Source organism: Campylobacter sp. P0103 (assembly GCF_002139545.1).
Lineage (GTDB): Bacteria > Campylobacterota > Campylobacteria > Campylobacterales > Campylobacteraceae > Campylobacter > Campylobacter devanensis.
The window spans coordinates 71,844-92,279 of record NZ_MJKG01000002.1; the positions used below are offsets into that span (position 1 = coordinate 71,844).

Sequence of the window (20,436 nt, forward strand, 5' to 3'; positions counted from 1 at the left end):
CTTTTTTAATTTAATTCAAAGGAAATTATATTGAGCTCAAACAAATTTATTCTATATTTTGCCCTATTTATCACAGCATTAAATTATAAATTTTTTGCCTTTGGGTTTGAAAATTTAAATTTCTCTGAAAATATCTCTACTTTATTGACCTTACCGATACTATTTTACTCGTTAATAGTATTTGTATTTGGCTTAATATTTTTGCCCTATATCACAAAGGCTTTAGCAATATTTGTAACCATCATTGGCGTTGTTGGGGCCTATTTTATGAATGCCTACTCGGTAATCATCGATAGCGAAATGATAAGAAACGCCCTTCAAACAGACGCCAAAGAGGTTCAAGATCTATTAAATTTAAATATGATATTTTGGATATTTTTAGCTATTATAGCTATATTTTTGATAATAAAAGTCAAAATAACCAAAACCAATATCTCAACAGCCTTAAAAAATCGCACTATACTCATAATCTCTTCATTAGTGGTTTTTGGCTCTCTTTTTGGTATTTTAAGCAAAGATTATATCCCATTTTTTAGAAATTACAATCAAATAAGATTTTACACAACCCCATTTTATTCACTATACTCAAGCTACAAATATATAAAATCCCTATCACCAAAGGCCGAATTTACTCCTATTGGCCTTGATGCTAAACAGACAAAAGAGACAAAAAAGCTATTTGTCTTTATAGCTGGTGAGACTGCTAGGGCAGCCAACTACTCACTAAATGGATATGATAAATACGATACAAATCCATACTCAAAAGAAAATGGCCTTTTAAGCTTTTCTGAGTTTAGATCATGCGGGACCTCGACTGCTATAAGCTTGCCTTGTATGTTTTCGAATTTAAATAGAGATAATTTCTCCGTTGATATAGCCCAAAATAGCGGAAATTTACTAGATGTCTTAGAGACTGCTGGGATAAAAGTAAGCTGGATAGGCAATAACTCTGGATATTGTAAAGGCGTCTGCGCTCGCTTAAAAGATGCCAAAAATTATGGTGGCGATAGCTATGATGGCGTTATGCTTGAAGAGATACAAAATAGAATTCAAAATGCCAAAGAGAGTAGCTTTATAGTAATCCATCTCCAAGGTAGCCACGGCCCAACATACTTCAAAAGATACCCAAAAGAATTTGCTAAATTCAGCCCGACTTGCGATACCGCTACGCTTAAAAACTGCACCTATGAAGAGATAGTAAATACCTATGATAACACAATTTTATACACAGATTATATAGTCAATCAAATAGTAGATATGCTAGAACAAAACGATATGCAAACCGGATTATTCTATGTTAGCGACCATGGCGAGAGCCTTGGAGAAAACGGAATTTACCTTCATGGCGCCCCATATTTCTTAGCACCAGATTTTCAAACCAAAGTCCCAGCACTGCTATGGCTAAAAGATCAAAATCAGCTAGAAAGCTTAAAAATATTAAAAGATAATAGCTTTTCACATGATAATATTTTTCACACTATGCTAGGATTTTTTGCTATCCAAACAAGCGAATATAATCCAAACTTAGATATAATGTATAAAAAAGATTAATGGAGATAAATTTGGATAATATAGCTCTATATAAAAGTGTTATTTGTATGATTTTAGGCGATAAAAAATCAGAAATTATAGAGTTTATCATAGATAATTTAGATGATAATAAGAGATTTAAATACACTATAAAAGAGCTATGCGCTACGCTAAATATCAGCAAACCAACGGCCATTGATACCATAAATTTACTAACCCAAAAAAGGGTTATAAAAAAGATCAAAAATGGCTTATACCAACTAAATATCTAAATCAAAAATATGAGATAACAAAATCTTAAATCCGATAATTATAAGGATAACACCACCCAAGATAAGCGCTTTTTTCTCTAGTGCTTCACCTAGATACTTGCCGATATAAACTGCAACAATACAAATAGCAAAACATACTAGCCCTACAACTATTGAGCTAACTGCGATACTACCACCCTCAAAGCTAAGCGCTACACCAACAGCCAATGCGTCTATACTAGTAGCGATCGCCCCAATTATTAAAAGTTTTAAACTCAAATCAATACTACACTCTAGATCCTCTTCTTCTCTAGAATCTTTTATCATCTTAGCGCCCAAAACAAATAATATAAAAAATGCTATATAATGATCAATGGCTTCGACATATTTAATAAATTCAAGCCCTAAAAAGTAACCAATAAGCAACATAAGAGCTTGAAAAAATCCATAAATAAAGGCAATTTTGCTAATTTTAAATAAATTTAATTTTCCACATCTTGCGCCATTGGCTATGCTTAATGCTGCACTATCCATCGATAGTGCCACAGCCAAAAGCAGCAACTCCATCACAAGCCAGCACTCGCTATTGCATTTGCTTGATAATCAGCAATTAATGGATCGATAATCTCATCAAATAGCCCTCCGGCCATAATCGCATCAAGTCTATATAAAGTTAAGTTTATCCTATGGTCGCTAATTCTATTTTGTGGATAGTTATATGTACGAATTCTACCACTTCTATCGCCTGTTCCGACTTGATCTTTTCTCTCTTGACTTTGGGCTGCTAGACGCTCTTTTTCTTGCATCTCATACAATCTAGCTTTTAAAACCTTCATTGCGGCTTCTTTGTTTTTATGCTGACTTTTGCCATCTTGGTTGACTACTACTAGACCAGTTGGTTTATGTGTGATTCTTACAGCCGAGTCAGTAGTATTTACGCTTTGACCACCATGACCGCTACTGCGCATTACATCGATTTTAAGATCATTTTCATTGATAATAATCTCGCTATCTTGCACTTCTGGCATTACTGCTACTGTGATAGCAGATGTATGTACCCTACCTTGTGACTCAGTTTCAGGTACACGCTGAACCCTATGGGTACCGCCTTCAAATTTAAGTCTTGAATATGCACCATCACCTTTTATTAGCAAAATAATCTCTTTAAATCCGCCAGCACTTCCCTCGCTAGAACTAACAATTTCGAATTTATATCCTCTTTGCTCAGTATAGCGCATATATGCATTTGCTAAATCACCAACAAATAGCGCTGCTTCATCTCCGCCAGTACCTGCTCTAAGCTCTAAAAATATATTTTTATCATCGTTTGGATCTTTTGGGATAAGTAGAATTCTAATCTCATTTTCTAATCTCTCAAGCGCTGGCTCAAGCGTTTTAAGCTCATCTTTAGCCAACTCACCTAGCTCTGGATCACCTAATAATTCACGATTCTCTTCGATACTTGATAAGATACTAAGATACCTATCACTAGCTTCTTTTATTGGTTCTAAATTTCGCTGTTCTTTGGAGAGCTCAGTCATACGAAATATATCACTAATGACTGATGGATCGCTTAGCAAGCTCTCAATCTCGCTAAAACGATCTATGAATGGTTGTAATTTTTGTGCGAGCATAAACTAGCTTACGCAGCTAATGTATTTACTAATTTTGCTAAGCGGCTAACTCTTCTAGAAGCGGTTTGTTTTTTCAAAAAGCCTTTGCTTACAAAGCTATGGAAACTTTTATTAACATCTTTTAATGCTGATAATGCTGCTTCTTTATCGTTGTTAGCTACTGCAACTCTTACCGCTTTTGTTAAATTTTTAAGTCTTGTACGGTAGAATCTATTTCTCTCTGTTCTTTTAATGGTTTGTCTTGCTCTTTTTTCAGCAGATTTGTGATTTGCCATAACTTACCTTTTTCATAATTTTAGCTCGGAATTATACCAAAATATTATTAATTAAAACTGAATTTAAGTATCTTTTAATATAGTAAAATAGCCAACTCTAGCACTATTTTTGTTAGTTTAACATTTTTAGCTAAAATACGATTAAATTTACAAATTTATGAGGATGATATGAAGCTATTTGGAACTGATGGAGTAAGAGGATTAGCAGGTAAAAAGCTTGATGCAATGACTGCTATGCGCCTAGCGATGGCTGCTGGAATTTACTTTAGAGCGCACTCTAAAACTAATAAAATTCTAGTAGGAAAAGATACAAGAAAAAGTGGCTATATGATAGAAACTGCTATAGTAGCAGGACTTACAGCAGTTGGCTATGATGTAGTGCAAATTGGCCCAATGCCAACTCCTGCTATTGCATTTTTAACTGAAGATATGCGTTGTGATGCTGGAATTATGATAAGTGCGAGTCACAATCCATTTTTTGATAATGGAATTAAATTTTTTGATGGGAGTGGCAATAAACTAGCTGAAGCCGATGAAAGAGAGATTGAAGAAATTTACTTTAATCTAGATTTAATCCAACACAATCAAAAAACTGGCCTAGATATCGGAAGCGCCAAAAGAATAGACGATGTAATAGGTCGCTATATCGTGCATATTAAAAATTCATTTCCAAAAGAGCTAACCTTAAAAGGGTTAAGAGTTGTCCTAGATGTAGCAAATGGTGCAGCCTATAAAGTTGCTCCGACAGTATTTAGCGAATTAGGCGCTGAAATAATAGTTTTAAATGATGAACCAAATGGTTCAAATATTAATGAAAATTGCGGCGCTTTACATCCTGAGAGTCTTGCTACTGAGGTTAAAAGACTTAGAGCTGATATAGGATTTGCATTTGATGGAGATGCTGATAGGCTAGTTGTAGTAGATGAAAAAGGTACAGTAGTCGATGGTGATGCGCTTCTTGGGGTATTGGCTAGCTATTTAGATGATAACAATATGCTAAGCAAAAAAGCAATAGTAACAACTGTGATGAGCAATGCTGCTTTAGATGATTACTTAAGCAAACGCAAAATTGCCCTAAAACGCTCAAATGTTGGCGATAAATATGTCTTAGAGATGATGAAAGAACATGGGATAAACTTTGGAGGCGAACAAAGCGGCCATATCATATTTAGCGACTTTTCTAAAACCGGAGATGGATTAGTCTCAGCACTTCAAGTTAGTGCATGCTTATTAAAAAGTGGTAAAAAAGCTAGTGAAATATTTGGAAAAATCAAACCATATCCACAAAAATTAACAAATTTAAAAATAGTACAAAAACGCCCACTTGATCAAATCAGCGGAATAAAAGAGCTTGAATCCGAACTAGAAAAACTCCATATTAGATCACTATTTCGCTACTCTGGTACAGAGAACTTAATTAGACTACTCTTAGAGGGCAAGGATGAAAATCTAGTCGCTCAAAAGATGGAAGAGGTAGAAAAATTCTTTTTAAAAGCATTAAATGAATAAGGTATTTTTGCAATTTTTAGGCTATTTTGCTATCATTTTTGCAACTGACCAGCTAATCAAATGGCTATTTTTGCAAGGCTTTAGATGGCAAAGCGATTTTATTGATCTAGTGCTAGTTTACAATAAAGGCGTTGCATTTTCAATGTTAGCATTTTTAGAAGGAAATTTAAAATATCTTCAGATTGCATTAATCACACTTTTAGTTATTTATTTAATTAAGCAAAAAGAGCTTTTAAAGTCGCACACAGCGGCTTTTGGTTTGATTTTAGGCGGTGGATGTTCTAATATTTTTGATAGATTCATACATCCAGGCGTAGTCGATTATATATTTTGGCATAAGTGGTTTGAGTTTGCTGTATTTAACTTTGCTGATATTATGATAAATTTAGGCGTAGCTATAATCTTGCTACAAACCTTAATACAAAAAAAGGCAAAATAATGGGACGAAATATCTACATAGCCTATCTGTTATGGTTTTTTCTATCAGCTTTTAGCGCTCATAGAATTTACTGCGGAAAGTTTTTAAGCGGAGTTATGCAATTAGCACTATTTTGGATTGGAAGTGCTACGGCAATATTTTTAATTGGCTATATATTTTTAGGATTTTGGCTAATATGGTGGCTAATTGATGCTTTTTTGCTTCATAGCTGGGTGGTAAAAATAAACGAGATAAACGCATTGCAGCATAGTATTAGTGATATTAAAAATTTAGAAAATATAGAAAAACTTTACGAGCTTTACAAAAGTGGTGCTATAAATTACGAAGAGTATCTAAGACAAAAAGATATGATTTTAAAGAATATTTAAATTCATTTATAAATCATATGCTAAACTTGCAAAAAATTTAAGGAGAAAATATGGAATTTCAAACCTATTTATGGTTAAAATGGTTGCACTATGCTGCTTTTATATCGTGGATGGCAATGCTTTTTTATCTGCCTAGGCTATTTGTTTATCATGCTGAACATATAGCAAATAACGGCTTTTGTGATGTTGTAAAAATTCAAGAATCCAAACTATTTCATGGAATTGGATGGATTGCGATGATTATTACGATAGCTTCAGGATTATTTATTTTAATTGGCGCTAAACCCGAACTAATGAAGCAAGGATATTTTCATATGAAGCTACTTTGTGTAGTGATTTTAGTGATTTATCATTTTAGTTTAGGATATTTTATGAAACAATTTAAAGAAAATCGCTGCACAAAAAGCGGTAAATTCTTTAGAATGTATAATGAAGTCCCTACAATTATAATGTTTGTTATCCTATATGCTATGCTTGTAAAGGCAAATTTGGTATAAATTTTAAATTCAAGCCCAAAAATTTATTCAAATTTAAGGCTTGAATTTGTATAATTCTATTCTTTTTAGCCGAAAAGGTTCTATAGCTCAGTTGGTAGAGCATCACCTTGACATGGTGGGGGTCACAGGTTCAAGTCCTGTTAGAGCCACCATAATCCTTTGTGCCTCGGTAGCTCAGCTGGTTAGAGCGCTGGTCTCATAAGCCGGAGGTCGGGAGTTCAAGTCTCCCCCTAGGCACCAATATCACTTTTTAACACTTTTTTAAATATTTTAAACACACTTTAAACCATATTTAACTAGCTTTTAAGTTTTTTGCTATCGCCTTATTTCAATTATTTTAATTTAATGCTAATAAAGTAAAGCAATCTTATATTTATTGGATTTATCGCAAATTTGCTGTGAGCAATATAGCTGTATATAAAAAGGTGTAAATGAATTTTTAATAAATTATAGCTACAATAAAACTTAGAACTTTTTAAAATTGTATTAAATATAAATTAAGCAAGTTTAAAGGCATAAAAAGAGATAATTTATCGCACTTAGCATTGCAAAGTAAAGCGTGAATTTATATTCAATAAAATAAAAAAATATCTATCAAAGTTTATTAAAATTAATAAGAGCTATTGCAAAATAAAAACTAAAAACTCTATTGAGTTAAGTTAAATTTATAGGAAATTTAAATGACACCAGAGCAAAAATCTAGACAAAATATTGATACCTTACTTATTAAAGCTGGGTTTATCGTGCAAAATAGAGATGAGTTTGATCGCACCGCAGGTATTGGCGTTGTAGTTCGTGAGTTTGCTATGAGTGATGGTAGTTTTGCCGATTATCTTATCTTTATAGATGGCAAAGCTTGCGGCGTTATAGAAGCTAAAAAAGCTGGTCTTAGTCTAAGCGGTGTAGAAAATCAATCTCGTCATTATGCTAAAAATTTACCTACAAATGTCCGCACTCATATGGATAATGAGTTGCCATTTTTATTTGAAAGCAATGGTGTTGAGATTTATTTTACTGATTTGCGTGATAAAAAAAGCCGTTCTAGACGAATTTTTGCATTCTATCGCCCTGATTTTTTAGCAAAAATTCTAAGAGAAGATACTTTAAGAAATAGAATTTTATCTATGCCGAGCCTACAAATGGCAAACCTTAGAAAGTGTCAATTTGATGCCATAAATTCGCTAGAAAACTCCCTTAAAAATTATAAACCAAGAGCCTTAATCCAAATGGCAACAGGTTCTGGCAAAACTTTTACAGCATGTAATTTTATCTATCGCCTTATTAAATTTGCTGGTGCAAAAAGGGTGTTATTTTTGGTAGATAGAAACAATCTTGGCAAACAAACCAAAAATGAATTTGAAAATTTTCACCTAAATGATGAAAATCGCAAATTTAGTGAAGTTTATATAACTCAACATCTTAATACAAATACCATAGATAAAGATGCAAAAGTCGTTATCACCACTATTCAGCGTATGTATTCTATGCTTAGTGGCGATGAATACTATGATGAAAAAGATGAAGAAATTTCAGCCTATGAAAACTATAAAAGCGAAAATAAGAGCGAACGAATAGTAAGCTATAATCCAAATATCCCTATTGAGAGTTTTGATTTTATCGTAGTTGATGAATGCCATAGAAGTATTTATGGCGAGTGGAGACAGGTTTTAGAGTATTTTGACGCATTTATCATCGGACTTACTGCTACTCCATCTAAGCAGACTTTAGGATATTTTAGTGCGAATTTAGTTAGTCAATACCCGCTAGAGCGCTCTATAATAGATGGTATAAATGTTGATTGTGAAATTTTTCGCATCAAAACTCAAATCAGCGAATACGGAAACACTATCCAAAAAGGCTTTTTGGTGCCTGTAATGGACAAAAAAACTAGATTGAAATACTATGAAAGCCTAGATGAAAATTTAGAATATCAAAAAACAGACCTAGATCGCTCCGTAGTATCTATAAATCAAATTCAAACTATTTTAGAATGCTACAAGAATGCTATTTTTACCGAGCTTTATCCAGAGCGTGAGCATAGCTTTGTACCAAAAACTCTTATATTTGCTAAAGATGATAATCACGCTGAAAATATCACTCGCATAACTAGAGAAGTTTTTGGGCAAGGTAATGATTTTTGCAAAAAAATTACATATAATATCGGCAACGCAAAACCAGAAGAACTAATAAAAGCCTTTAAAACAGACCCGACTTTTCGCATAGCAGTTACTGTAGATATGATAGCTACAGGTACAGATATTAAGCCACTTGAAGTGGTGATTTTTATGCGTGATGTAAAGTCATCTTTGTATTACGAACAGATGAAGGGTAGAGGCGTTCGCACCATAAATCCTAATGATTTACAAACTATCACACCAAATGCTAAAAGCAAAGATAAATTCTATCTCATAGATGCTGTAGGTGTAAGCGAAAGCAAAAAAACAATTTCAGCACCACTTGAACGCAAAAAAGGTATAAGTCTAGCTAAAATCTTAGAAAATGTGGCTAATGGCGATACTAGCGATAATACGCTCTCTAGCCTTGCTGGACGCCTAGTGCGAATAGAAGCCAATATCAGCGATGATGACAAAACTCAAATTTCAAAAATACTAGATTCAAAAACACTAGGGCAACTCGCTAGCGATATTTTAGATACCTTAGATGTAGATCTTACACAAAATTTAAACAATGATGAAATCATAGCCAAAAAAGATGAAGTTTTAAAACCATTTAATAAGCCTATATTTCGTAAAATGTTACTAGATCTATCGCAAAAATCAAAACTCTATATAGATGATATTTCACCAGATAGTGTGATAAATGCGGAATTCAATAAAAACAAAGCTAATGAAATAATCGCAAATTTTAATGATTTTATCAATGAAAATAAAGATGAGATCACGGCTCTAAGCATAATCTATAATAAAGATTATAAAAATAGAAAACTTACTTATGAGTTAATAAACGAACTAAACGACAAGCTAAAATCTAACAATCTAGATAGTTTTCAAATATGGAATTCTTACGCTTTAATCAAACCAGACAAAGTGAAAAATAACGCCAAAAGTACTGTGGGGTGTCTTACAAATATCATACAATTAGTCAAATTTGCTCTAGGTTTTGATGATGAGCTTAGGGAGTTTAGCAACATAGCAAATTCTAGATTTGAACTATGGAAAGGTAGGCAAAAGAACAAGGGCATAATATTTGATGAAAAACAAAACGAATTTTTAGAACTTATAAAAGAGTATATAATAAGCAATTCTTATCTCGATTTAGCAGACATACAGAGCTTTTTGAGTGATAAGGGTGGAATTTTAAAAGCTAGAACGCTTTTTGATAACTTTGAGAATTTACTAATAGAATTAAATCAAGCCTTAGTGGCGTAAAATAAAGGGATAACTATGCTAAAAAAATTTAATCATATAAATTGTGCAACCTATAAAAATTTTAATTGGAAATTAAATGAATTTGGTAAGATAAATATCATATATGGTCACAATGGGGCAGGTAAAACTACACTATCTAGGATTATTAGAAGTTTTGAAACAAAAGAATTACCACAAGGTTATGATGATATAAAATTTGAAATTCAAATAAATAGTGATAATTATTTTTCAGAGACTGATATAAAAAATGCAGATTTTGAAGTTAGGGTTTATAATAGAGATTTTGTAAATAAAAATCTTAATTTTTTGATAAATGGCGAAAATTCCGGAAGTATTTTGTCGTTTCAAAGCGCAATTTTGGGCGAACATAATGATAAAATTTTTCGAGAAATTAAAGAATTAGAAAACAAAATAGGTAAAAAATCAGATCCCGAAAATAATATTATAGCAAGTGGTTTAGAAGGTGATATAGAAGAGATAACACAACAAATTAAAGAAAAAGAAAAAAGTAAAGAAAAGCTCAATCAAGACAACAAATTAAGCGATATAGCTAAAGAAATCAAATATTTATTGGCAGAGCCAAATTATAATATAATAAAAGTAAAAGAAGAAATTAAAAATATAACATTAGAGAATTTAGATAACAATATACTCAATGACGAACAATTACAAATTAATATCAATAGATTAAGAGATGAATCAAAAGAAGCTATTAAATTAAATTTTAATTTTCAACAAGCTCAAATGTCTGAAATTTTATCACAAGCCAAAATACTAGTAGAAGAAAAATTAACTCCAAGGGAAGAAATTCAAGACGAGCTTAGAAAATGGCTAGAAGCTGGGCTAGATTTTCACTCGCATACTAAAGAAGAGCAAGAATGCAAATTTTGCAAAGGCAAAGTATCAAAAGAAAGAATAACTGAATTATTAGAAAATTTAAATGATGAAAAAAGACAAATAAATAAAAGCAAGATAGAAAAATTAATAAATTTGATTAAAGATATCAATAATAACTATGATGAAAAATATCTAAAAAATATTCGTGCTATAAGAAAAGAAGCATTATACTTAGAATATCAAAAAGAAGGTGAAAAAATAAAAAATGATGCAGAAGAGATATTTAACAAGTATAATAATCTTTTAAAAACAATACTAAAAAAGCTAGAAGATAAATATGAAAATCCTTACAAAGATATCATCTTTGAGAATTTCACTGATAACTCTAATGAAGTTGCAAAAATAATAGAGGATTTTAAAAATTTAGCAAACAAAAATAACGAAAAAACAGATCGATTATCAAAAGACAAAGAGAAAGCAAAAAAAGCAATAATTATTAGTAAAATTTCAAAAGGATTAAAAGATATTGATTATTTTAGCAAGCAACAAGAGATAGAAGCACTAGATAATGAAATAAAGCGTTTAAATAATGTTAAAGACGATAAAATAAAAGAAAAAGAAGAAGCAAAAAGAAAACAAGAAGAATTACAAACACATATAAGCGGCGAGGAAACGAGTAAAAATAATATAAATCGTTATTTAAATTCATTTTTTGGAAATGAAACACTACAATTTCGTGTATTAGAAGGTAAAAAGGGCGAATTTGAAATTTTAAGAAATGGACAAAAAGCAGATAATTTAAGCGAAGGCGAGTGCACCTTGATAGGATTTTGCTATTTCATGGCAAAACTACAAGATATAAAAACAGATGGCGAAAAACCATATATAATCTGGATAGATGATCCAATTTCAAGTTTAGATTCAAATCATATTTTTTTTATATTTTCTCTTATTAATAGCGAATTATTTGAAGATAAAAAATTAAAATACAAACAGCTATTTATATCTACTCATAATTTAGATTTTTTAAAATATTTAAAGAGATTAGCAGATAAAACTGAAAAAAGTTTTTATATGATTCAAAAAGATGAAAATGGTAGCAAAATAGTAGATATGCCTAAATTTCTTAAAGATTATACCACGGAATTTAGTTATTTATTTGAACAAATTTACAAATACAAAAATATAAATGAAAGATATAATGAAGATACAAAAACTATTTTGACATATAATTTTGGCAATAATCTTAGAAAATTTTTAGAAATTTATCTATTTTTTAAATATCCACAAAAAAAATCTTTAGGCGTTGAAACAATTGAAAGATTTTTTGGCTCCAAACAAAATGCAATCTTATTAAATAGATATATCCAAGAATACTCGCATTTAAGAGAAATCTTAGAACGTGGAATGAAACCATTAGATATACCAGAGAGTAAAAAAATCGCAGAATTTGTATTAGAAACCATACAAAAGAAAGACCCAGAGCAATATGAAGCACTATGCGAAAGTATAGATGAAAACAAAGAAAAGGATATGGAAATTTCTAAAAAAGGGTTTTTAGATGAATAAAATACCAAAAGGTTGGGAAAAAGTAAAATTTGAAGATGTATTAAAATACGAGCAACCAAGCAAATATATAGTTAAGTCTACAAAATATAATAATGATTATAAAACCCCTGTTTTGACAGCTGGAAAAGGCTTTATTTTAGGCTATACAAATGAAACAGATGGAATTTTTAAAGATACGCCTGTAATTATTTTTGATGATTTTACAACTTCAAGCCAATATGTAAATTTTCATTTTAAAGTTAAATCATCAGCGATGAAAATTTTACGACCAGTGGATAATGTAAATTTAAAATTTTTGTTTTATAAAATGCAAACTATTCAACATAAAAGTGATACGCATAAAAGATATTGGATTTCTGAATATGCAAAGCGAGAAATTTATATACCAAATTTGTTGGAGCAAAAAGCTATTGTTGATAAATTAGATGATAGTTTTGCAAAAATTGAAAATGCTATAACCAATCTAATAAATGCAAAAGAAAATCTAAAACTTTATAAACAAAGTGTGCTCAAATCTGCGTTTAATGGCGATTTGCTACCTAACACTTCACCCACCCACTGGGAAGTTAAAAAACTAGGAGAAATTTGCGAAAAAATAGGCGATGGCTTGCATGGAACTCCAAGCTATAATGATGATGGAGAATATTTTTTTATAAATGGCAGAAATATTTCATATCCATATTTAATAATAAACAATAATGTAAAAAGATTATCATCAGATGAGGCTTTAAAATATAAAAAAGATTTTAACACTCATACAATTTTTGTTTCAATAAACGGAACTCTTGGTAATATTGGCTTTTACAACAATGAAAAAATTATACTTGGAAAAAGTGTATGTTATTTAAATTTAAAAGATAATGTTAATAAATATTACATTTTTTTTAATTTAAAGAGTAATGAATTTTTAAATTATGCCAATTTAAAAGCAACAGGTAGCACTATTAAAAATGTTTCATTACAAGCAATGCGAAATTTTGAAATCCCACTCCCACCATTATCAGAACAAAATTCAATAGTGGCTGAGATAGATAGGAGATTTGCAATAGTGGATAAAACTCTAAATTTGATAGATAAAAGCATTCAAAATGCTAAAAACTTAAAACAAAGTATATTAAAAAAAGCATTTAGTGGAGAGTTAAGGAGTGAAATATGAGCGAAAGTGCGTTAATAGGCAAGGTATGGAATTACGCTAGTATATTAAGAGATAGTGGAGTTAGCTATACAGATTATGTAAGCCAAATTACCTATTTGCTATTTTTAAAAATGGATGATGAGAGAGAGAAATTTTTGGGCGTTGCGTCGCTTTTGCCTTCTCATTGTAAATGGCAAAATTTATCAAATTTAGATGGAAGTGAGCTAGAAACTGCTTACACCAATGCCTTAAACACTCTATCAAAGCAAAGTGGTATAGTAGGCACTATATACCAAAAAGCTCAAAACAAAATCAACGAACCAGCCAAACTAAAACGGCTAGTAAGCTTAATAGATAATGAAACTTGGCTAGGCTTAGATGTAGATGTCAAAGGGGCGATTTATGAAGGGTTATTACAAAAAAACGCCACCGAAACCAAAGGCGGAGCGGGACAATATTTTACCCCAAGAGCAATAATCAAAGCCATAGTAAGTGTGATGAAGCCACAAATTGGTATGAGTATAAATGACCCAGCGTGTGGAACTGGCGGATTTTTGCTAGAAGCGTATGAGTATATGAGGGCTAGTAGCAAAGATAAAACCAAGCTAGAAAATCTAAAAACAAAAGCACTAAGTGGCACCGATATTTCACCACTAGTTACTAGTCTATGTGCGATGAATTTATATTTACATGATATAGGCGGTGATGAGAGTCCAGTAAAAACAAGCGATAGTCTTTTAAGTCTAGGCGATCAAAGATACGATATGATACTGACAAATCCACCTTTTGGCAAAAAATCATCTACCAAAATTATGGGTGATGATGGTAGCGTAAATACTCAAAGCGAAAGCTATGAAAGAGATGATTTCATAGTAAGCACTTCTAATAAACAGATAAACTTTTTGCAACATATAATGAGCGTGTTAAAAATTGGTGGTAAAGCAGCTGTTGTTCTGCCTGATAATGTGCTATTTGAGGGCGGAGCTGGCGAGAAAGTGAGGCAACGACTTTTAAAGGATTTTAATCTACATACGATTTTGCGTCTGCCTACTGGGATTTTTTACGCGCAGGGAGTAAAGGCAAATGTGCTGTTTTTTGATAAATTAACTCCAAGTAATGAGCCTAAAACTACTCAAGTATGGGTATATGATCTAAGGACAAATCAAAATTTTACTCTTGTAGAAAATCCACTAAATGATGAGAGTTTGGCTGATTTTATCCAATGCTATGGCGATAATCTAGCTCAAAGAAAACAAAGTGAGAGATTTAAATGCTTTAGCATAGATGAGATATTAAAGCGAGATAAAACAAACCTCGATATATCGTGGATAAAAGAACAAAGCGTAATAAATAGCGAAAATATAGCAACTCCAGATGAGATATTAGAAGAGATAAAAGCAGATATCGCTGCGGCGCTAGGTGAGCTTGAGCAGATTAAGGTTTAAAAATAATAAAGTAAAGAGCAAAATTTAACTTTTTAGCTCTTTACTTAGCATTATATTATCTGTTGTAAAATACTAAATCATTTTAAAAATAAGGATAAATATGTTAAATCTTCTTTTTAAGTCGCTTTTTGCTTTGGCTGTGCTTATAGTATTCATCGCTGGTGTGGTATTTGATGCTAAGTTTTTATCTCAAAATCAGTTTAGCGATAAAGAGCTTAAATTTAATCGCACAATTACACAGAGCGTGGAGTTTATTCCAGATCAATTTAGTGCAAATATTAGCTTAGAATCTACAAATGCTTTGCGTACCAAAGACCAAATAGCTCCAAATGAGTTAGAAATTATCACTGCTACACTTGATAAGGCGTTAAAATTAGCCAAAGATAGTCAAATTTGTAAAGCTTCTACCTACTCAATAAATCCAAGCTATAGCTATAACGATGGTGCTAGAATCATCACCGGACAGCTTATAAACTTTGATATTGGATGTAAATTTGATAAAAATAGCATTGATAAATATGATAACTTAATTACTCAATTAAATACGCTATTAAAAAACAATGAGTTTATAAGCATTAATCTACCAGCCATAACTCCATCAGTATCAGATGCCATATCAACACAAAATAACGAGCTACTACACATTAAAGTATTAAATAACGCTATGCAAAAAGCACAGCTTTACTCAAATGAGCTTGGTAAAAATTGTGTATTAAATAGCGTTGATTTTACCGGAACTAGCCACCCAGCAGTATATGCAAACCTAAAATCAACCCAAACGCCAATAGAGTCCAAACATACCCAAACCCTATCGGCAACAGCCACATATAACTGCAAATAATAAAGCCCCTAAATGGGGCAAATTTAAATTATGAAAGTGCCTTTTTAGCCGCTTCGCTCATACGCTTACCATCGCATGCTGAGCCTATAGCCTCTTTGGCTAACTTCATCAATGCGCCTAAATCCTTAATCCCATTTAAACCATTTTGAGCGATTAGTTCTGATATTTTCGCCTTCAATTCATCATCGCTAAGCTGTTTTGGTAGATATCTAGAGATTATCTCTATCTCGCCAAGCTCCTTTTGTGCCAGGTCATCTCTACCGCCGTTTTTATACTGCGTGGCTGATTCATTGCGACGCTTAATCTCACTTTGTAAAATTGTAAAGATTCTAGCGTCATCTAGCTCCACTCTCTCATCAACTTCAATCTGCTTAAATGCCGAGTTTATCATACGCAAGGTATCTCTCTCAAAACTATTTCCAGACTTCATCGCTGCTTTTATATCATTTAAAATTTGTGCTTTTACGCTCATTTTATCTCCTTTAAATTTAATTTTTTTGCTATAAAAAGACCCTCTCGCAAACCATCATCAATCACTATACACGGGTTAAACCCTACTAAATTTGATAAAATCTCACACCCTTTAACAATCAAATCGGCACGATTTTTACCTACTAGCTCATCTTTATTTGGTGTAGTTTTTAGCAAATTTGCCGCCCAGTTTAAATCTGTATTTTTAATCTGCACTCCGTTTATCAAATCTGCTCTATAATTAGCATAATTTAACCCTTGCTTAAGCGCTGCAACTGTTGTAGGTACGCCAGAAGTTAAAATAATATTGTTAAATTTAAACTGCTTAATAAACTCTATAGCCATTGATATCTCAGCCCTCTTATTGCTCTCTAAGGCTGTGATAATCCCAAAGCTAAAACTACGACTCACCTCGCCAAAACTAATCTCTGTACTAGCTCCACCAAGATCGATTAAAAGAGAATCTTTTAGATTAAGATTTAAAATTTTAGCACGATTTTCTACACCTAAACGGGTTAAATATGCTTCAACTTCACCACTAATAATATTAAATTCAATACCAAATTCAGCCCTAATATCCCTAAAAAATTCAGCCGAATTTGCTGCTTGTCTAAAAGCCTCAGTCGCTACTGCTATACTAGAGCTAAATGACGCCTCAGTACAAAGCTGAGCCACTGCTGTTCTAATGCGCTCCATAGCATCTATGGCTAATCCAGTATGGCTTAGCCCACGAGCTGAACCAACTATCCGCTCAAAGCTATAAACACACTCAAACAAACCGCTACTAAGCAACTCCATTTTACAAGCTCTAATTGTGTTGCTTCCAAGATCAATTGCAATCATTTAAATAATCCTTTATAGCTTGAATTCTAAGTCGTTTTAGCTCATCGCCATAAGCCTTGCCAGTTGTCTTGATACTGGTGGTATCAATATGCGGTGAGAATTTACAATCATAAATTCCCAAATCCTTTGCCATCTTAATTCTAGCTTTGCTATCAAGCCCAAGCCACTGACAAAGCGGCATATCAAGGGCGATTTTAAGTAGTTCAAATTTACTTACTCGCCTTAAAAATGGCTGTTTATAAGATATAGAATAGCAATTTGGCAAAGCAAGTCTAGAGATAAGAGATTTGCCATCAATAGCATAATAGTTAATTAAATGGTATAAAAATGAAGCCTTATGAGTGTGAATTTTATTTGAAATTTGTTGTATAAATCGCTCATCAAACTCCACGCCAAAAAGCTTTAAATCTAACCCAAGCTCACTAAGTAACTCCATTGCACGTCTTTTAAATTTAGCTATAAAAAACTTTTCAAGCTCTAAATATATACGGTTAGCATTTAAATCGCTTATATCTATTTTTTGCATAATCTTAAGACTATCGCTATTACAAACCAAATCAAATCTAGCAGCAAACTGAACTCCACGAAGTACTCGTAAACTATCATCGCTAAAAGTTTTAGGGTTAGTAACTCTTAATCTTTTAGCCATTAAATCACTCACGCCACCCCAAAAATCCAATACCTCACCGCTAAATATATTTACCATAATTGAATTTATTGTAAAATCTCTGCGTGCGCTAGCTATGCGTTCATCATTGCAATACTCTACACTAAAACCCTTATGACCATATCCGCTTTTAGATTCAGTTCGTGGCAGACTTAGATCATAGTTTTTTAACTTATAGACAAAATAGCTCTTACCCACACCTACAGCACCGCACTCTTGCATCAGGGCATCAAATTTATCTGGCGTAATATCGTAAATCTCAATATCATAATCTTTTGAGCCAATTCCTAGTATAGCATCACGCACCGATCCGCCAACTAAGTAGGCTCGTTTTGTATGGTTTAAAAGTAATTTTTTAAGTTCGTCAAAATCGCTATTTTGAGAGATTTGATAGCCTATTGTCGATACTAGCAAGCATAAATTCCAAAAATTTAATCGTCATATCCATCCTAAATTCCCTATTACTACTATCAGCGCTATTTAGCCCCTCAAATAGCACGCCAATTCTCTCTTTTAGCCCTTGTAGATATAACATCTCGCTTGATCCAAGATTTTTTTGTGCTTGTGGCCTTGTCTGGGCTTGTGGTTGGAGTTGCGGCTTTGGCTGCGGTCTTGATCTTAATGGTTCTGAAGTATCAATAGATGCGACTCTAGAAGCTAGCATCTCCTTTATCTCCATAGCATTTTTCTTAGCAGCCTCTTTTTGTGCTATAGTTTGAGCTTTAAACTGGGGCTGCATAGTTTGACGAGGTTCTTGATTAAAATCAAACTCACGCCTTAACTCATTAGATTCATTATTATCGCTTGCTTCTTCAACGATAAAGCCATTTTTAGCCACAGCACTGCTTGTGCCTTGTAGTTGAGCATTTACCTCATCAATAGTAAGCTTGGCAATATCTTCTAATCTCATATCTTTATCAACCACCTTTTAAATTCTCTTATACCAGCATCATCGTTTTCTTTTAAATTTAGATAAAACTCTAGCATCTGTTCATTTGTCTCGCCATTTTTGCGCTTTAGACCACTTAGCCGTCTAATAGCTGAGCGTGCTTCTTGATTGTTTGGATCACGCATTAAAATATTTTTATAAACCTCTAGAGCCTCATCTCTTAGCCCTTGATTTTCGTAAATCAGAGCCTCTGTAATTGTGCCTCTCATTGTTTTTTGATATAGTCACTAATAATTGAGCCGATTTCACTAGTTGTACAGATCTCAACTGCGTCAAATTTAGCGATATCTTTGGTTCTATAGCCATCTTTTAATACAGCTTTTATAGCGTTTTCTATGCAGTTTGCTGCTTCATTTTCGCCTAAGGCATATCTTAACATCATTGCAGCTGAAAGAATCATAGCTATAGGATTAGCAATACCTTGTCCAGCTATGTCTGGAGCACTTCCATGGATTGGCTCATAGATTCCTACATCGCCACCCATTGAAGCACTTGGAAGAAGACCAATAGAGCCACAAACCATACTAGCCTCATCGCTTAAAATATCTCCAAATAAATTTTCAGTCAAAATAACATCAAATCCAGTTGGATATCGTACAAGCTGCATAGCTGCATTATCTACATACATATACTCAAGCGTTACATCTGGGTAATTTTGTGCTACTTTTGCTGTTACTTCACGCCATAATTGACTAGTTTCAAGTACATTTGCCTTATCTACCATACAAACTTTTTTACGTCTTTTCATCGCTGCTTCAAAGGCAATTTTAGCAATTCTTTCAATCTCGCTAACTGTATAAGTCATTGTGTTATAGGCTCTATCTTCGAGCTTTTCTCTAGGCTGACCAAAGTATAATCCACCAGTTAGCTCTCTAACAACTAAGATATCTACACCCTTTATAACCTCAGCTTTTAATGTTGAGGCGTTAATAAGCTCATCATATATCATTGCTGGACGCAAATTTGCATATGCGTTTAGTGATTTTCTAAGCTTTAATAGCCCACTCTCTGGGCGAAGATGTCTAGGTAGATTATCCCATTTTTCGCCACCAATCGCACCAAAAAGTACCGCATCGCTCTTTCTAGCACCATTTAACGTCTCATCAGGAAGAGGCTCACCAAAGACATCTATTGCTGCCCCTCCCATCAAATAGTACTCATAATTTAATTCAAAATTAAATTTAGCACTCACACTATCAAGAACTTTTATAGCTTCATCAGCGATCTCTGGGCCGATTCCATCGCCTTTTATTACACAAATATTATAACTTTTCATAAATATCCTTAAAGAGTGCTTTTAGCGTAGTTAATTAGTCCGCCAGACTTTACTAGTTCTTGCATAAATTCAGGAATTGGTTCAAATTTATACTCGCAATTTTGGCTTAAATTTTTAATAATTCCACCACTATAATCAATTTCTAATTCATCGCCTTCATTAATACTATCAGTTTGAGCGCACTCAAGTATCAATAGACCTGTATTAAAGCTATTTCTATAAAAAATCCTAGCAAATGATTTAGCGATTACGACACTTATTCCAGCTGCTTTAATCGCTATTGGAGCGTGTTCACGACTACTTCCACAACCAAAGTTTTCACCAGCTACAATGCAATCGCCAACTTTTACTTTTGAGCTAAAATCTTTATCTGCATCTTCCATTACATATTTAGCTAAAATTTCTGGATCGCTAGTATTTAGGTATCTAGCTGCTATTATGACATCTGTGTCAATATTATCACCGAATTTCCATACTTTTGACATATTTTTCCTTGATAAAATTTTAGGTT

Annotated in this window: 21 protein-coding genes and 2 tRNA genes; 13 read left to right on the forward strand and 10 right to left on the reverse strand. The window is 32.7% G+C overall.

Annotation, left to right across the window (positions count from 1 at the left end; all coding sequences use genetic code 11):
• Positions 1-30 precede the first annotated feature (30 nt).
• Together CIGNP103_RS03060 and CIGNP103_RS03065 are read left to right on the forward strand one after the other, a co-directional pair.
• Complete coding sequence (locus CIGNP103_RS03060; RefSeq protein WP_236847413.1) at positions 31-1,551, forward strand: phosphoethanolamine transferase; 1,521 nt, start codon at positions 31-33, stop codon at positions 1,549-1,551.
• An 11-nt stretch (positions 1,552-1,562) separates the two neighbouring features.
• Positions 1,563-1,802 carry a replication/maintenance protein RepL gene (locus tag CIGNP103_RS03065; RefSeq protein WP_179186995.1) on the forward strand — a complete coding sequence of 80 codons (240 nt, stop codon included), beginning with the start codon at positions 1,563-1,565 and terminating at the stop codon, positions 1,800-1,802.
• On the opposite strand, the gene CIGNP103_RS03070 is transcribed toward CIGNP103_RS03065, so the two are convergent.
• From CIGNP103_RS03070 to rpsT, 3 genes are read right to left on the reverse strand one after another with little or no spacing between them, the layout of a single operon-like run.
• Positions 1,791-2,348 (reverse strand): manganese efflux pump MntP, encoded by a 558-nt coding sequence (locus tag CIGNP103_RS03070; protein ID WP_086241473.1) that lies wholly within the window; start codon positions 2,346-2,348, stop codon positions 1,791-1,793. The two genes, CIGNP103_RS03065 and CIGNP103_RS03070, sit on opposite strands and share 12 nt — an antisense overlap.
• Entirely contained in the window at positions 2,348-3,415 is a 1,068-nt protein-coding gene (prfA, locus tag CIGNP103_RS03075; protein WP_086241472.1) for a peptide chain release factor 1, read from the reverse strand. Before prfA ends, CIGNP103_RS03070 begins: the two co-directional genes overlap by 1 nt.
• An 8-nt stretch (positions 3,416-3,423) precedes the next feature.
• Positions 3,424-3,690 (reverse strand): 30S ribosomal protein S20, encoded by a 267-nt coding sequence (gene rpsT, locus CIGNP103_RS03080; RefSeq protein ID WP_086229391.1) that lies wholly within the window; start codon positions 3,688-3,690, stop codon positions 3,424-3,426.
• 168 nt (positions 3,691-3,858) lie between these two features.
• Here rpsT and glmM point away from each other — a divergent pair, with 168 nt between their 5' ends.
• The 11 genes from glmM (at position 3,859) to CIGNP103_RS03135 (ending at position 15,719) form a co-directional block, all read left to right on the forward strand.
• Positions 3,859-5,199: a phosphoglucosamine mutase gene (gene glmM, locus CIGNP103_RS03085; protein WP_086227268.1), complete on the forward strand. Its 1,341-nt coding sequence runs from the start codon at positions 3,859-3,861 to the stop codon at positions 5,197-5,199.
• A complete protein-coding gene (gene lspA / locus CIGNP103_RS03090; protein ID WP_086268562.1) occupies positions 5,192-5,638 on the forward strand; it encodes a signal peptidase II in 447 nt (148 codons plus the stop codon). Before glmM ends, lspA begins: the two co-directional genes overlap by 8 nt.
• Positions 5,638-6,006 (forward strand): NINE protein, encoded by a 369-nt coding sequence (locus CIGNP103_RS03095; protein ID WP_086268563.1) that lies wholly within the window; start codon positions 5,638-5,640, stop codon positions 6,004-6,006. Before lspA ends, CIGNP103_RS03095 begins: the two co-directional genes overlap by 1 nt.
• Before the next feature lie 50 nt (positions 6,007-6,056).
• Positions 6,057-6,503, forward strand: coding sequence for a CopD family protein (locus tag CIGNP103_RS03100; protein WP_086225308.1), 447 nt, complete (start codon positions 6,057-6,059; stop codon positions 6,501-6,503).
• 76 nt (positions 6,504-6,579) lie between these two features.
• Positions 6,580-6,655 (forward strand) — tRNA-Val (locus CIGNP103_RS03105).
• Positions 6,656-6,666: 11 nt separating this feature from the next.
• A tRNA-Met gene (locus CIGNP103_RS03110) sits at positions 6,667-6,743 on the forward strand.
• A gap of 440 nt (positions 6,744-7,183) precedes the next feature.
• Entirely contained in the window at positions 7,184-9,892 is a 2,709-nt protein-coding gene (locus CIGNP103_RS03115) for a type I restriction endonuclease subunit R (protein WP_086268564.1), read from the forward strand.
• A gap of 15 nt (positions 9,893-9,907) precedes the next feature.
• Positions 9,908-12,298: an AAA family ATPase gene (locus tag CIGNP103_RS03120; RefSeq protein WP_086268565.1), complete on the forward strand. Its 2,391-nt coding sequence runs from the start codon at positions 9,908-9,910 to the stop codon at positions 12,296-12,298.
• Positions 12,291-13,454 (forward strand): restriction endonuclease subunit S, encoded by a 1,164-nt coding sequence (locus CIGNP103_RS03125; protein ID WP_086268566.1) that lies wholly within the window; start codon positions 12,291-12,293, stop codon positions 13,452-13,454. The genes CIGNP103_RS03120 and CIGNP103_RS03125 overlap by 8 nt, the downstream gene beginning before the upstream one ends.
• Complete coding sequence (locus CIGNP103_RS03130; protein ID WP_086268567.1) at positions 13,451-14,878, forward strand: type I restriction-modification system subunit M; 1,428 nt, start codon at positions 13,451-13,453, stop codon at positions 14,876-14,878. The genes CIGNP103_RS03125 and CIGNP103_RS03130 overlap by 4 nt, the downstream gene beginning before the upstream one ends.
• A 100-nt stretch (positions 14,879-14,978) precedes the next feature.
• Positions 14,979-15,719, forward strand: coding sequence for an SIMPL domain-containing protein (locus CIGNP103_RS03135; protein WP_086226029.1), 741 nt, complete (start codon positions 14,979-14,981; stop codon positions 15,717-15,719).
• 28 nt (positions 15,720-15,747) lie between these two features.
• On the opposite strand, the gene CIGNP103_RS03140 is transcribed toward CIGNP103_RS03135, so the two are convergent.
• From CIGNP103_RS03140 to CIGNP103_RS03170, 7 genes are read right to left on the reverse strand one after another with little or no spacing between them, the layout of a single operon-like run.
• Positions 15,748-16,191: a GatB/YqeY domain-containing protein gene (locus tag CIGNP103_RS03140; protein WP_086268568.1), complete on the reverse strand. Its 444-nt coding sequence runs from the start codon at positions 16,189-16,191 to the stop codon at positions 15,748-15,750.
• The gene (locus tag CIGNP103_RS03145; protein ID WP_086268569.1) at positions 16,188-17,033 is read right to left on the reverse strand and encodes a Ppx/GppA phosphatase family protein; all 846 of its coding nucleotides are present in this window, start codon (positions 17,031-17,033) and stop codon (positions 16,188-16,190) included. Before CIGNP103_RS03145 ends, CIGNP103_RS03140 begins: the two co-directional genes overlap by 4 nt.
• Positions 17,020-18,114, reverse strand: coding sequence for a CCA tRNA nucleotidyltransferase (locus tag CIGNP103_RS03150; RefSeq protein ID WP_086268570.1), 1,095 nt, complete (start codon positions 18,112-18,114; stop codon positions 17,020-17,022). Before CIGNP103_RS03150 ends, CIGNP103_RS03145 begins: the two co-directional genes overlap by 14 nt.
• Positions 18,074-18,610: a CiaD-like domain-containing protein gene (locus CIGNP103_RS03155; RefSeq protein WP_086268571.1), complete on the reverse strand. Its 537-nt coding sequence runs from the start codon at positions 18,608-18,610 to the stop codon at positions 18,074-18,076. Before CIGNP103_RS03155 ends, CIGNP103_RS03150 begins: the two co-directional genes overlap by 41 nt.
• A complete protein-coding gene (locus CIGNP103_RS03160; RefSeq protein WP_086224919.1) occupies positions 18,607-18,858 on the reverse strand; it encodes a hypothetical protein in 252 nt (83 codons plus the stop codon). Before CIGNP103_RS03160 ends, CIGNP103_RS03155 begins: the two co-directional genes overlap by 4 nt.
• A complete protein-coding gene (gene leuB / locus CIGNP103_RS03165; RefSeq protein ID WP_086224920.1) occupies positions 18,855-19,925 on the reverse strand; it encodes a 3-isopropylmalate dehydrogenase in 1,071 nt (356 codons plus the stop codon). Before leuB ends, CIGNP103_RS03160 begins: the two co-directional genes overlap by 4 nt.
• A gap of 8 nt (positions 19,926-19,933) precedes the next feature.
• On the reverse strand, positions 19,934-20,410 hold the full coding sequence (locus tag CIGNP103_RS03170; RefSeq protein ID WP_086228333.1) for a 3-isopropylmalate dehydratase small subunit: 477 nt from the start codon (positions 20,408-20,410) through the stop codon (positions 19,934-19,936).
• Positions 20,411-20,436 lie beyond the last annotated feature (26 nt).

Bases quoted from the DNA above. Each gene is read 5' to 3' on its own strand.
- CIGNP103_RS03070 (WP_086241473.1), bottom strand. From the start codon at position 2,348: ATGGAGTTGCTGCTTTTGGCTGTGGCACTATCGATGGATAGTGCAGCA.
- prfA (WP_086241472.1), bottom strand. From the start codon at position 3,415: ATGCTCGCACAAAAATTACAACCATTCATAGATCGTTTTAGCGAGATT.
- rpsT (WP_086229391.1), bottom strand. From the start codon at position 3,690: ATGGCAAATCACAAATCTGCTGAAAAAAGAGCAAGACAAACCATTAAA.
- glmM (WP_086227268.1), top strand. From the start codon at position 3,859: ATGAAGCTATTTGGAACTGATGGAGTAAGAGGATTAGCAGGTAAAAAG.
- lspA (WP_086268562.1), top strand. From the start codon at position 5,192: ATGAATAAGGTATTTTTGCAATTTTTAGGCTATTTTGCTATCATTTTT.
- CIGNP103_RS03095 (WP_086268563.1), top strand. From the start codon at position 5,638: ATGGGACGAAATATCTACATAGCCTATCTGTTATGGTTTTTTCTATCA.
- CIGNP103_RS03100 (WP_086225308.1), top strand. From the start codon at position 6,057: ATGGAATTTCAAACCTATTTATGGTTAAAATGGTTGCACTATGCTGCT.
- CIGNP103_RS03115 (WP_086268564.1), top strand. From the start codon at position 7,184: ATGACACCAGAGCAAAAATCTAGACAAAATATTGATACCTTACTTATT.
- CIGNP103_RS03120 (WP_086268565.1), top strand. From the start codon at position 9,908: ATGCTAAAAAAATTTAATCATATAAATTGTGCAACCTATAAAAATTTT.
- CIGNP103_RS03125 (WP_086268566.1), top strand. From the start codon at position 12,291: ATGAATAAAATACCAAAAGGTTGGGAAAAAGTAAAATTTGAAGATGTA.
- CIGNP103_RS03130 (WP_086268567.1), top strand. From the start codon at position 13,451: ATGAGCGAAAGTGCGTTAATAGGCAAGGTATGGAATTACGCTAGTATA.
- CIGNP103_RS03135 (WP_086226029.1), top strand. From the start codon at position 14,979: ATGTTAAATCTTCTTTTTAAGTCGCTTTTTGCTTTGGCTGTGCTTATA.
- CIGNP103_RS03140 (WP_086268568.1), bottom strand. From the start codon at position 16,191: ATGAGCGTAAAAGCACAAATTTTAAATGATATAAAAGCAGCGATGAAG.
- CIGNP103_RS03145 (WP_086268569.1), bottom strand. From the start codon at position 17,033: ATGATTGCAATTGATCTTGGAAGCAACACAATTAGAGCTTGTAAAATG.
- CIGNP103_RS03155 (WP_086268571.1), bottom strand. From the start codon at position 18,610: ATGAGATTAGAAGATATTGCCAAGCTTACTATTGATGAGGTAAATGCT.
- CIGNP103_RS03160 (WP_086224919.1), bottom strand. From the start codon at position 18,858: ATGAGAGGCACAATTACAGAGGCTCTGATTTACGAAAATCAAGGGCTA.
- leuB (WP_086224920.1), bottom strand. From the start codon at position 19,925: ATGAAAAGTTATAATATTTGTGTAATAAAAGGCGATGGAATCGGCCCA.
- CIGNP103_RS03170 (WP_086228333.1), bottom strand. From the start codon at position 20,410: ATGTCAAAAGTATGGAAATTCGGTGATAATATTGACACAGATGTCATA.